This window comes from Halomonas binhaiensis (assembly GCF_008329985.2).
GTDB classification, from domain to species: domain Bacteria; phylum Pseudomonadota; class Gammaproteobacteria; order Pseudomonadales; family Halomonadaceae; genus Halomonas; species Halomonas binhaiensis.
The window spans coordinates 2,556,564-2,568,900 of record NZ_CP038437.2; the positions used below are offsets into that span (position 1 = coordinate 2,556,564).

The 12,337-nt window shown below is 58.2% G+C and carries 10 protein-coding genes; 7 read left to right on the forward strand and 3 right to left on the reverse strand.

Annotated features, from left to right (window positions below):
• Nucleotides 1-35 precede the first annotated feature (35 nt).
• The 7 genes from E4T21_RS11215 (at nt 36) to E4T21_RS11245 (ending at nt 8,818) form a co-directional block, all read left to right on the forward strand.
• A complete protein-coding gene (locus E4T21_RS11215; RefSeq protein ID WP_149285059.1) occupies nt 36-1,463 on the forward strand; it encodes an FAD-binding oxidoreductase in 1,428 nt (475 codons plus the stop codon).
• Between the two features lie 40 nt (nt 1,464-1,503).
• Nucleotides 1,504-2,649 (forward strand): fumarylacetoacetate hydrolase family protein, encoded by a 1,146-nt coding sequence (locus tag E4T21_RS11220; protein WP_149285060.1) that lies wholly within the window; start codon nt 1,504-1,506, stop codon nt 2,647-2,649.
• Nucleotides 2,650-3,080: 431 nt separating this feature from the next.
• The gene (locus E4T21_RS11225) at nt 3,081-3,830 is read left to right on the forward strand and encodes an SDR family oxidoreductase (protein ID WP_149285061.1); all 750 of its coding nucleotides are present in this window, start codon (nt 3,081-3,083) and stop codon (nt 3,828-3,830) included.
• Nucleotides 3,831-4,005: 175 nt separating this feature from the next.
• Nucleotides 4,006-4,869, forward strand: coding sequence for a fumarylacetoacetate hydrolase family protein (locus E4T21_RS11230; protein WP_149285062.1), 864 nt, complete (start codon nt 4,006-4,008; stop codon nt 4,867-4,869).
• Nucleotides 4,866-5,906: a zinc-binding alcohol dehydrogenase family protein gene (locus E4T21_RS11235; protein ID WP_338036096.1), complete on the forward strand. Its 1,041-nt coding sequence runs from the start codon at nt 4,866-4,868 to the stop codon at nt 5,904-5,906. The genes E4T21_RS11230 and E4T21_RS11235 overlap by 4 nt, the downstream gene beginning before the upstream one ends.
• Before the next feature lie 105 nt (nt 5,907-6,011).
• On the forward strand, nt 6,012-7,700 hold the full coding sequence (locus E4T21_RS11240) for a UxaA family hydrolase (protein WP_149285063.1): 1,689 nt from the start codon (nt 6,012-6,014) through the stop codon (nt 7,698-7,700).
• A complete protein-coding gene (locus E4T21_RS11245) occupies nt 7,697-8,818 on the forward strand; it encodes a mannitol dehydrogenase family protein (protein WP_149285064.1) in 1,122 nt (373 codons plus the stop codon). The genes E4T21_RS11240 and E4T21_RS11245 overlap by 4 nt, the downstream gene beginning before the upstream one ends.
• A gap of 79 nt (nt 8,819-8,897) precedes the next feature.
• Here the strand turns inward: E4T21_RS11245 and nanR are convergent, their stop codons facing one another.
• The 3 genes from nanR to E4T21_RS11260 all read right to left on the reverse strand — a co-directional run bounded on the left by nanR (nt 8,898) and on the right by E4T21_RS11260 (nt 12,325).
• The gene (nanR, locus tag E4T21_RS11250) at nt 8,898-9,629 is read right to left on the reverse strand and encodes a transcriptional regulator NanR (RefSeq protein ID WP_149285065.1); all 732 of its coding nucleotides are present in this window, start codon (nt 9,627-9,629) and stop codon (nt 8,898-8,900) included.
• A 116-nt stretch (nt 9,630-9,745) separates the two neighbouring features.
• A complete protein-coding gene (locus E4T21_RS11255; RefSeq protein ID WP_149285066.1) occupies nt 9,746-10,825 on the reverse strand; it encodes an Ldh family oxidoreductase in 1,080 nt (359 codons plus the stop codon).
• A 120-nt stretch (nt 10,826-10,945) separates the two neighbouring features.
• Nucleotides 10,946-12,325, reverse strand: a complete 1,380-nt coding sequence (locus E4T21_RS11260; protein ID WP_149285067.1) for a TRAP transporter large permease — start codon at nt 12,323-12,325, stop codon at nt 10,946-10,948.
• Nucleotides 12,326-12,337 lie beyond the last annotated feature (12 nt).

A 12,337-nucleotide genomic window follows, 5' to 3' on the forward strand; every position in this document is an offset into this window, starting at 1 on the left:
ACTGCATGACTCATATAGTGAAAGGAGGCTCACACATGTCCGGTCACGATGAACTCGTCGCTGATCTGCAGAGGATGCTAGGGACCTCGGGGGTGCTCTGGCAGCCTGGCGACATGGAACGCTATCGCGTCGATTGGGCAGGAAGCCAAGGAGCGCTGCCGTTGGCCGTCGCTCGCCCCGCCAGTGTCGAAGAGGTCGCCGAAGTGGTCGGCTACTGTCATCGCCATGATATTCCGGCTGTTCCTCAGGGCGGTGGCAGTGGTCTGGTGGAAGGCGCCCTGCCGGATAGCGTTCAGCCAGAGCTGGTCATCAGCCTGGAGCGACTCAATCGTATCCGGGAGATCGATCCCATCGGCTACACCATCAGTGTTGATGCGGGCTGCATCCTGCAGAATGTCAAGGATGCCGCCGCCGCCGAAGGATGCTTCTTTCCGCTCTCCCTTGGCGCCCAGGGCAGTTGTCAGATTGGCGGTAATGTCTCGACCAATGCGGGCGGACTCAATGTGCTGCGCTACGGCATGATGCGCCAGCAGGTGCTTGGCCTGGAAGTGGTCCTGGCCGATGGGCGCATCTGGCATGGCATGAAGGCGCTGCACAAGAACAATACCGGCTATGACCTCAAGCAACTGTTCATTGGTGCAGAAGGCACCCTTGGCATTGTGACAGGCGCGGTACTCAAGCTGTCGCCCGCTCCCGAGGTGACACGCAGCGCCATGCTCGCATGTCCTGGTGTCAGCGCAGTGATGCGCCTGTATACCCTGGCCCGACGCTGCTGCTGCGACCTGCTGTCGGCTTTCGAGCTGATCCCGCGTGCCTGCATCGACCTGGCATTGGAAGCGGACGCGAACCTGCCGGACCCGATGGACACCCGACACCCTGTCTATGTACTGCTGGAAGTATCGGCAAGCGGGCCGGCCAATCTGGACGACATGCTCGAAGCGCTGTTTGAACGCGGGCTCGAACAAGGCCTGCTGCTCGACGGCGTGCTCGCGTCCAGTGATACCCAAGCTTCCCAGCTATGGCGCATTCGCGAAGCGATGCTGGAAGGTCAACAACGTCGTGGCGATCACCTGCGCAGCGATATTTCCGTGCCCATTTCACAGCTCAGTGAGTTCCACGACCAGGCCGAGGCCATGGTTCGCAAGTTCGCGCCAGAAGCCAGTGTCATCGCCTATGGTCACGTTGGCGATGGCAACCTTCACTTCAATGTACTGCCGCCTCCCGACCTGCCTGGCGATGAAGTTGCCATGCTGCTGCATACCCTGGAGGAACAACTGTTCGACATTGTCGATACCTTCGACGGCAGCATCAGCGCGGAACATGGCATCGGTCGGCTGAAACAGGCACGCTTTCTCGAAAGCCTGTCGGCACCGGAGCTGGACATCATGCGAGGTATCAAGCGCTTGCTCGATCCTCGCGGTCAACTTGGTGCAGGGCGCATCCTGCCCCGTACGCCCCTTTAGCCTCTTATTTCAAATACTTATTTCGACAGGAGCATCGACAATGACAACAGGCATTCTTCCCACCGACCACTTGCATGCACGGCTGGCAGGACGTATATGGCGTGATGATGCACGAGGCCCGGTCTTGGTCTGCGTGCGTGATGGCCAGGTCATCGACATTTCCACTCACTGCAATGTCATGGCCGACCTGCTCGAACGAGACGATGCCCTGGACCTGATCGCCAATGCTGACGGTGAAGTGCTGTGTGATATCGATACACTCTTGACCAACTCGCAACAGGTCCCGCCCCGAGCCCCCTATCTGCTTGCCCCGTGCGATGTGCAAGCCATCAAGGCCTGCGGCGTGACCTTTGCGGTCAGCCTGCTGGAAAGGGTGATCGAGGAACAAGCGGGCGGAGACGCCAGCCGAGCAAGCGAGCTACGCGAAGAACTCAAGCATGTGATAGGCACTGACCTGTCGCGCATCACACCTGGCAGCGACGCCGCCATCACACTCAAGACGGAGCTCCAGGCTCGCGGTGCCTGGTCGCAATACATGGAAGTGGGTATCGGCGCCGATGCAGAAGTCTTCACCAAGGCACAGCCTTTCTCATCCGTAGGCTTTGGCGCCAGCGTCGGCCTGCATCCTGCCTCCCGCTGGAACAACCCGGAGCCGGAAATCGTTCTCGCCGTTGATGCCCAGGGTCAAGCCAGGGGCGCCACGCTGGGCAATGATGTCAACCTGCGCGATATCGAAGGCCGCAGTGCCTTGTTACTGGGCAAGGCCAAGGACAACAACGCGTCCTGTGCCATCGGTCCTTTCATTCGTCTGTTCGATGACCACTTCACGCTCGATGATGTGCGCAATGCCCAGGTCAGCCTGCGCATTGAAGGCCAGGACGATGGCTTCGTGCTGGAAGACTCAAGTGACATGCGTGAAATCAGTCGCGACCCACTGGACCTGGTCCAGCAGACCACTGGCACCCATCATCAGTACCCCGATGGCTTCATGCTGTTTCTTGGCACCATGTTCTCTCCAATCAAGGACCGTGACGGCACCGGGGAAGGTTTCACCCACCACTTGGGCGACCGTGTCACCATTGCCACGCCCAAGCTCGGTGCCCTGATCAACCACGTAGGACGCAGCGATCAGCTCCCTCCCTGGACCTATGGCATTCGTGCCTTCCTCGCTCATCAGCGCCGCTAGGGCTTCCCCTACCTCCTCTTTCCGCCATCACCTCGTTGAACGAGGCCATGTACTTTCCTCTGACAGCAGGCCCAGGGCCTGCTGTCAGAGCTTTTTTTGAGACACGACAAGACGTGATATGCCTCTGCACAGGCGATGACTCATATACCACCAAAGTCGAGCCAGAAGTGTGATTGGCAAGCCACCGGGTCTGGGCCATACTCGATATACAAGTCATGCTGTCATACAACCAGACACAGGCTCTGGCAGTACAGCGCCATCAGTACACAAGCATTAGCTGATGCATACATCAGCATCAGGCATCAGATAGCCGACAAGAAAATCATAAGTAGAAAAGACAGGCATAAGTGAAGACATCATCAGTAAAGAAAACATCAGTAGAGAGAATGCAAACAGCGCACACATAACCAGACAATCATAGCGAGGTTGCCATGCGTCTCCCCTACAAGAGGGCCTTGATCACTGCTGCCGGACAAGGCATTGGCCGAGCCACTGCACTGCGCTTTGCTGCCGAAGGTGCCAAGGTCATCGCCACGGATGTAGCCGAGGACAAGCTCGCATCGCTCGACGGCATCACCAATATCGAGTGCCATGCCCTGGATGTGACCGACCGACAGGCGATCATGGCTCTGGAGCAACGCCTGCCAGCCATTGATGTACTGTTCAACTGCGCAGGCTACGTCCATAGCGGCACCCTGCTGGAATGCGACCAGGAAGCCTTCGAACGCTCCATGGCCATCAATGTCACGGCCATGTTCCATACCATATCCACTTTCCTGCCAGGTATGCTCGAAGCCGGACGTGGCAGCATCATCAACATGGCATCGGTGGCTTCTAGTCTGAAAGGAGTCCCCAATCGCTTTGCATATGGCACCAGCAAGGCCGCCGTCATTGGTCTAACTCGCTCCGTGGCTGCCGACTACGTGACCCGAGGCATTCGCTGCAACGCCATCTGCCCGGGCACCGTGGAATCCCCTTCCCTGGCTGAACGTATCCAGGCCCAGGCCAGGGAAAGTGGCAGCAGCGCGGAGGCCGTACGCGCCGCCTTCCTTGCCCGTCAGCCCATGGAACGACTGGGTACCCCCGAAGAAATTGCCGCCTTGGCGACCTATCTCGCTTCAGATGAGTCTGCCTACACCACAGGTACCACCCAGGTGATCGATGGCGGCTGGTTGGCCTGAATCATCGATGCTGTTGTGCAGAGCGCATGTCTGTCGGACCTGCACAGAGTTTTCGTACAAGCGCTTTTGACACAACAATTTTTGATACAACAATTTTCGGCACAAGAACTTACGACATAAGCACTTACGACATAAAAGCTTTCAACATAAAAGCTTTCGAATTAGAGGACCGCTCATGAAACTGCTTCGTTTCGGCACTCCAGGCCAGGAATCCCCCGCCATTCTGGACAGCTCCGGCACAATCCGTGACCTGTCCGGCGTCATTGATGACATTGCCGGCCCCCAGCTATCACAAGATGCTCTGGCGCGCCTGGCTGAGCTGGATCATTCCCGGTTGCCATCAGTGGATCCTGATACCCGATTGGGCCCTTGCGTCGGCCGGGTTGGGAAGTTCATCTGCATCGGTCTCAACTATGCCGATCATGCGGCTGAAAGCGGTGTGGAGGTTCCTCCGGAACCGGTGATATTCAACAAGTGGACCAGCGCCATCTGCGGCCCCAATGACAATGTCATCATTCCTCGCGGGTCCACCAAGACCGACTGGGAGGTGGAGCTTGGCATCGTCATCGGCAAGGCCGGACGCTACATCGATGAAAGCGACGCGCTGGAGCATGTTGCCGGCTACTGCGTGGTCAATGATGTCTCCGAACGGGAATACCAGCTGGAGCGCAGTGGTACATGGGACAAGGGCAAGGGCTGCGACACCTTTGGCCCTCTCGGCCCCTGGCTGGTCACAGCGGACGAAATCCGCGATCCACATGACTTGTCCATGTGGCTGGAAGTGGACGGCAAACGCTATCAGGATGGCTCCACGCGTACCATGGTCTACCAGGTGCCTTTTCTGATCAGCTATCTGAGCCGTTTCATGAGCCTGCAGCCCGGTGATGTGATTTCCACCGGTACTCCACCTGGTGTCGGCATGGGGCAGAATCCGCCCGTGTATCTGCGCCCCGGCCAGACCATGCACCTGGGCATCGATGGACTCGGGGAACAGACCCAGAAGGTCGTTGCGGGCGATGCTGTGGGGAATGATGCATGAGCACTGCTCGTTCCATGCAGGTCGCATGCTGTCTTGAGCCTGGAACCTTGGCCATGGAGCAGCGCCCTCGCCCAACCCCCGCTAGCGGCGAAGCCCTGTTGCGCATTCGCCGCATTGGTGTCTGCGGCACGGATATCCATGCCTTTGGTGGCAACCAGCCTTACTTCTCCTACCCTCGTGTCCTTGGCCACGAACTGGCAGGAGAGATCGCGGCCGTCGCTGATGATGTAGACGCGTCGCTGGTGGGGAAAAATGCCTACGTGATCCCCTACCTGCACTGCGGTGAATGCCGAGCCTGCCAACGCGGCCACACCAACTGTTGCCAGCATATGCAGGTCATTGGTGTGCATCGTGATGGCGGCATGGCGGAATGGCTGAGTATCCCCGTTGCCCATCTGATCACCTCGCAGCACCTTACCGCTGACGAACTGGCGCTGATCGAGTGCCAGGCCATTGGCGCCCATGCCGTGCGTCGCAGCGGCCTGCTTGAGGAGGATCTTGCCGTTGTCGTGGGTACTGGCCCTATCGGTATCGGCGTGGCACAGATTGCTCGCGCCAGTGGTGCTCGGGTAGTGGTGGTCGATACCAATAGCGAGCGTCTCGACTTCTGCCGCGACACCCTGGGTTTTACGCATTGCCTTCAAGTTGGCAAGGACGACCTGGAAACGCGGATCAGCGAACTCAACGACGGCGCTTTGGCCGATGTGGTGTTCGATGCCACGGGCAACCCTCAGGCCATGGAGGCGGGTTTTGCCTTGGCCGGGCACGCTGGACGCTATGTGCTGGTCAGTATCGTGAAAGCGGATATTCGCTTTCATGACCCGGACTTCCATGGCCGCGAATTGACCCTGCTGGCTAGCCGCAATGCCACTCGCCAGGACTTCGAGCACGTCACCGAGTTGCTCGAACAAGGCAACATTCAGGTTTCTTCGATGATCACCCACCAGGGCCACTTCGGCGAGTTGCCGGAACTGATGCCCAAGTGGTGCCAGCCAGGAAGTGGAGTGATCAAGGCCATGGTTCATCTCGACGATTGATGATCAAGCAATCCCTGCGGACTGTCCGCGGCATGGCATTTCTTTACGACCTAACTTTTTACAACCTGGCTTTTTACGACCCAGCCTTTGTTGGAGACACCCTTCATGGCCACCCGTTCTCATTCCTCATCAACAGCAACGACGACCACCGACAAGATCGCCAGTGATGGTATCCCACAGGCTACGCTGCGCGTACACCCTAGGGATAATGTCCGGGTCGCACTCAAGGACCTGCCGGCGGGCAGCACCATCGAGGACAACAATCATGTCCTGCAACTTGTCGAGGCGGTGCGCCACAAGCACAAATTTGCTCTGGTCGATCTGGAAGAAGGCGACACGGTGATCATGTATGGCGTGACCGTCGGTCGCGCTTCACGCCCGATTCGGGCTGGAGAAATGATTCGCACGGACAATCTGGAACATTCCACCGACAGCAGTGCCACGGTACAGCGCCAGCAAGACTGGCAAGCACCTGATGTCAGTGCCTTCCAGGGACTCACCTTTGATGGCTACCACCGCCCCGATGGACAGGTCGGAACTGCCAATATCTGGCTGGTCGTGCCGCTGGTGTTCTGTGAAAACCGCAATATCGAAGTGCTGCGTCAATGCGTTGCCGACGCCTTGGGCGATGACCCCTATCGGGACTATAAGCGTATGGCTCGGGCCATGCTCAATGGCAACTCACCGCATGATGAGGGCAGCGCAGACAGCTCCGATCAGGCCCCACCTTTCCCTAATGTGGATGGCGTTCGCTTTCTCACTCATACCCTGGGTTGCGGCGGCACCGATGATGATGCCCAGGCCTTGTGCCAACTGCTGGCAGGCTACATCACCCACCCTAACGTGGCAGGAGCCACGGTACTCAGCCTCGGTTGTCAGAAAGCTCAGATTGCCATGCTCAAGCAGGCCGTGGCCAAGCGCGACCCTCAGGGCCTGCGCCCGGTCCATTATCTGGAGCAGCAGGCAACGGCCAGTGAGGATGCTCTGATCCGCGAAGCATTGAATACCATCTTCGATGGACTCAAGGAAGCCAATCGCCTGACACGTACCCCCGCCCCACTTTCCAAGCTGCGCATCGGTGTGGAGTGCGGCGGGTCGGATGGCTTCTCTGGTCTCTCCGCCAACCCGGTAGTCGGCGCGACCATTGATCGGCTGGTGGCTATGGGCGGCAGCGGTATTCTCAGTGAATTTCCTGAGCTATGCGGCGTAGAGCACGAACTGCTGGCCCGCTGTACCGACGACAGCATTGCCAAACGCTTTACGGAGTTGATGGAAGCCTATCAGCGACATGCCGCATCCGTCGGTGCTGCTTTCTCCATGAATCCTTCACCGGGCAATATTCGCGATGGCCTGATTACTGATGCGATGAAATCCGCCGGTGCCGCGAAGAAAGGTGGCGACAGCCCGGTCGTCGATGTTCTCGACTACACCGAACCCGCGACACGTTCCGGCCTGAGCCTGCTGTGTACACCGGGCAACGATGTCGAGTCCACTACGGCTCTGGTCGGCTCTGGCGCCAACCTGGTGATCTTCACCACGGGCCTTGGCACCCCGACAGGCAATCCCATCGCACCAGTGGTCAAGGTGGCCAGCAATTCTGAACTGGCTCAGCGCATGGCGGACATCATTGACTTCGATACTGGTGCCATCATCCGTGGTGAGGCTACGATCGACGAGCTCGCCGATGAACTGCTGAGGCTCTGTATTGAAAGCGCTTCCGGTCGTTACGCCACCCGGGCAGTGAGTCTGGCCCAGTACGACTTCATCCCTTGGAAACGCGGGGTTTCGCTATGAGTGGCGGCCCGTGCCTGACGCCACCAAGCCTGATGCAGTTCGGTATTGGCCGCTTCCTTCTGGCACACGTGGACCTGTTCATCGAGCAAGCCAATCGCCTGAGTGATACGCCGGTCGGCATCGTCGCGATACAGAGTTCCCAGCGTCCCGATGGAGGCAAGAAAGCCTATTGCCTGATCCACGAGCAGAGTTACCCAGTGCAGCTCCGAGGACTACGCGACGGTCAGCGCATTGATGAGCGGCATGAAGTCAAAAGCCTCCGCAGTGTCCTGGTGGCCCATCAGGCCTGGGCAGAAATCGAGCGACGCTTTCGTGATGACATTACCCACGTAGTCTCCAACACCAGTGAGCGTGGTTATGAGGTACCTAAAGACGACAGCCCCTTGCTGGACTGCCCGGTGTCTTTTCCCGCCAAGCTGACCCGCCTGCTGAAACTGCGTTTCGATGCAGGACGCTCTGGTGTCACCTTATTGCCTTGTGAACTGCTCAGTGACAATGGCCTGCAATTGAAACGCATCGTGCTGAGTCTGGCGCAGCGATATTTCGCCGATGCCACGTTCGCAACATGGCTGCAGGAACAATGTGTATGGGCGGTCACGCTGGTCGATCGTATCGTGTCAACGGCTCTCGAGCCCATCGGTGCGGTGGCAGAACCCTATGGGCTCTGGGCCATCCAGGAAACGCCGGGGCTTCAGCTGCCATTCACCCATCCAGATGTGCAGCTGGTCGCGGATATACGGCCATATGAACGACGCAAGCTGCATCTGCTCAACCTGGCCCACACTTGGCTGGTGGCCCGCTGGCAGCAACTCGGCCTGGAACATGATGTGTCGCTGGTCCGACATGCCATGGACGAACCTCACCTTGGCGGCGTTGTGGAAACGATGCTACGTGAGGAAGTCGTGCCAGTGCTCGACCGGGAAATGCCTGGCATGCAACTGCACGCTTATGTGACCAGCATACTGGAGCGATTCCGCAACCCCTGGCTGGATCATCACCTGAGCGACATTGCCCAGAATCACGCAGAAAAGTGCCAGCGCCGCATCGCCCCAGTGATCGACATGGCCCGATCCCAAGGACGCACGCTACCCCTGCTGGAACAGGCCATGATGACGTAGCCACCTGAAAGCAGCCCTTCATGGTCGGGCTACACTGTCATGAAGGGCCGTCATGAAGGGCTGCCAGCATGAAAGCCTGTCAGGATGACTCGGACTTCAGCCGATCCTTGAGCTGACGATAAGTGGCATAGTGATGATCAAGGTGGCGACGCATGGCATCTTCTGCCGCCGCAGCGTCGCGCGATGCAATGGCCTCCACGATCTCGACGTGCGCTCGGTAGGCTGCATCATTCTGTCCAGGTTGCTGGGCAACCTGAGCCCTGCGGTCATCGAGCCATTCCGCCAGCGCTTGATGAATGGCGTCATAGATGGGGTTGTGGCCAATAGCGGCCAGAGCAGCATGAAAATCGACATCCGCGCGCTTGAACGCTGCCTCGTCTCCTCTATCCAGAATCTCGCGCTGGTGCTGCAGAGCCTGGCGCAATACTTCGATTTCGTCGTCACTGGCATGGATAGCAGCATGCCGCGCCAGTGCTATTTCAAACATGGCTCTGGCTTCCTGGAAATGCTGCTGACCTTCGGGCTGGCTGAGCAGCTTGCGTGTCACACCAGACAAGCGTGCCATCACCGCTTCGGCAGTTGGCCGGATGACCCGCGCCCGTGTACCGCTGTTGATCGCAACCAGACCCAACTGCTGGAGATAGAATAGTGCTTCACGCACCGCCGGGCGGCCAACACCGAACTGTTCCATGAGCTCGCGCTCGGACGGCAGCTGATCATTCTCGCTCAAGCGCCCTTCTATAATTTCAGCCTCAAGCTGTTCCGCCACCTGTTCTGAAAGCGTCTTGCGCTCCACCCGATATTTGCTCATCGATACAGGACTCCTAGGAAATTCGGCCCCGGAACCAATCATTTGCCGGGCTATTGGCGCTATGTTACTGCAACCCGGACATGTTGTGCTTGCTCAGACACCAACGGTCCAAGCACTCAAGGATGTTCGTTCAGCCTTTCCAGTCCCAACTGCAAGGCGATATCGCGGTAGGCGTCGCGCTGGGCCCAGTCCAACGGGATACCCTGCTGACTGCGCCGCTTTCGTTGCTCCCATTCTCTATCTCCCGGCGCCATCACTTGTCTGCCTTGCACGGGCTCCATACCGCGCAGATCCGAAAGGTATTCCTGCATTCGTGCCTGAAAATACGCCCTCTCTGTAAATCCTTCCGGATTCATTACCAGGAAGAAATGCCCAACCCCTCTTGGCGTGGTCATGTCTGGCCCTGCCATAGGTAACAAGCGAAAGCCATTCAACATGTTGGCCAGCATCGAGCTAAGAACTTCGACCATGCTGGCCAACCCTGCACCCTTGAAGCCAAATCCCGCCCCACCCAACGGCAACAACGCTTCTGCCTGGGAAGCATCCGTCGTCGTTTCTCCCGTCGTGGTAGCGGCGATATCCGGCGGCAGGTCTCGGTCAATGGCCGCATATTGCTGGACACGATTCCAGGGAATGGCACTGGTGGCCATATCCAGCAATAAAGGATTATCTCCCTCGACCGGTGCTGCGAAGGCGATGGGGTTGGTGCCGTGAAAGGGTCGCTTGCTGCCATGCAGCAGCACGAATGGGTCGGAATTGCACATTGCCATTCCAATCATGCCTTGCTCGGCCGCTGCCAGGGCATAACACCCAGCAGCTCCAAAATGCGAGGAATGGCTGACGGCCACAGCACCGATGCCAACCTCTCGCGCCATGTCACAGGCATGCTGGATGGCGCGATACCCCGCCAGGTGACCAAAGGCATTGTCGGCATTCAGCACGGCGGTCCCGGGCAGACGCCGGTTGAGCCTCAACTGGGGAGCCCCGTTGATGCGCCCTCCTGACAGGGCCTTGAGATAGTGCGGCAACAGGCGCACCCCGTGGCTGTCAGTCCCCATCAATGACGCAGTGATCAAGGCCCGAGAAACAGCCTGTCGGGAAGGTTCATCAGCTCCGCGGATTTCCAGTGCCTGCTCAATGAAACAGCGCAGCTCCTCTGCATCGACATGACAGGCAAATGCTTGTTCCTCAGCCATCGTGAAGCATCCTTTCGTGAGCAACGTCCGTGAATGGCGCTACTGATTCATACATGTAACGACTGTCCATACATGGAGCTATTGGTAGCGCCTGGGTCAATATGGTTTCAGCGATGAAACTCAGCGGTAGAAAAGCGTCGGCAGCCACAGCGAGACCTGCGGCACGAAGGTCACCAGCAGTAGCGCAGCCACCAGCGGCACGAGGAAAGGCAAGGTACCTCGCATGCATTTCTCGAAGGAAATATTCGAGACCCGAGAAAGTACATAGAGCACCATGCCCACTGGAGGTGTCAGCAGTCCGATCATCAGGTTAAGCACCATGATTACCCCGAAATGCACCGGGTCGACACCCGCCCCCACGGCAACCGGTAGCAGCACAGGTACCAGAATGGTGATAGCGGCAATCGTTTCCATGAAACAGCCGACAACTATCAGGACCAGATTGGCTATCAGCAATACAGCAACAGGATTGTCCTGGAAGGGCCCCAGCAGTTCCATGACATGGGCGGTGACGTTATTGCTGGTCAGAATCCAGGCGAAGATCGATGCCCCGGCCACAATGAGCAGGATCACTGCCGTTGTCTCGATCGTTTCCATGCTGACCTTGAGCAACCGGCGCCAGGTCAAAGTGCGATAGACCACACCTCCCAGCAGCAAGGCGTATACGACCGCTGCGATTGCCGCCTCGGTAGGTGTGAAGGCACCACTGACGATACCCCCGACGATAATGACCGGAGTAAGCAATGACAGGAAGGCTCGTGAAAAGCTGCGCCCCAGTACGCTTACCGAGAAACGCGCATCACGCTGATAGCCGCGGCGACGGGACATCCAGACAATCATGATCATCAGGGCTACTCCCATCAACAGCCCCGGGATCAGCCCGGCAGCAAACAGCCGCCCCACTGATACCGATGCCATGACGCCATAGATGACCATGGGCAGGCTAGGCGGAATGATGGGACCGATAGTCGAGGACGCCGCAGTGATGCCAACGGAAAACTCATCATCGTAACCAGCATCGCGCATGGCCTTGATCTCGATGGTTCCGAGCCCTCCTGCATCGGCCACCGCAGCACCAGACATGCCGGAAAACACGATACTGGCACCGACATTGACATGTCCCAGGCCACCTCGCATCCAGCCCATCAAGGCCTTGGCGAAATCAAAAATACGTGCGGTGATGCCACCATTGTTCATCAAGTTGCCGGCAAGGATGAAAAACGGAATGGCCAGCAGAGGGAAACTGTCGATGCCATTGACCATGCGGTGAACGACCACCACATCGGGGACTCGCCCGGTCAACAGCACATAGATCAGGCATGAACCTGCCAGACTGACAGCAATGGGAACGCCGCATACCAAGAGTGTGAACAGTACGGCAAACAGCATCATCAGGTACTGGCCAGTCAGTGCCAGGGCCACACAACCCAACGCGGCCAGAACAACGATGACAGGAGCGACACGAGACCCTCGACGCGCCGATATCATGGCTTCATACATAGCTGCAACTCC